Annotated in this window: 1 protein-coding gene; it reads right to left on the bottom strand. The window is 54.2% G+C overall.

The window, feature by feature from the left end; genetic code table 11:
• A partial coding sequence (locus tag FLACHUCJ7_RS25100) for a hypothetical protein (protein ID WP_219634177.1) occupies positions 1-264 on the bottom strand: 264 nt, incomplete at both ends.

The raw sequence follows: 264 nt of genomic DNA, 5'->3' as shown, positions 1-264 counted from the left end.
AAGCTGGTAGGCGCTACCGTATTGCTGTAATAGGCTGCAATGCCATCAAGGGTTCCGCTAGTGAGTTTGCTCTCGTTTAATACCGTCAGGGCTGCATCGCTCTGTGCTGCCTGCAGGGTTGCCCTTCCGGCTGCTGTTGCCGCTGTAGCATTCATCCAGCCGGTATAGACCGGACGGTTGAAGGCATCGTATTTGGTAATGATCCATCCGGATGTAGTGATATCCGAGAAAGGGGAATTGGCAGGACCAGTAGCTACCGGCCTG

The organism is Flavobacterium salmonis (genome assembly GCF_903819435.1).
Classification (GTDB): Bacteria; Bacteroidota; Bacteroidia; order Flavobacteriales; family Flavobacteriaceae; genus Flavobacterium; species Flavobacterium chungangense.
Note: the sequence above shows the minus strand (reverse complement) of the source record. Positions and strands in the feature narration are given on the sequence as shown.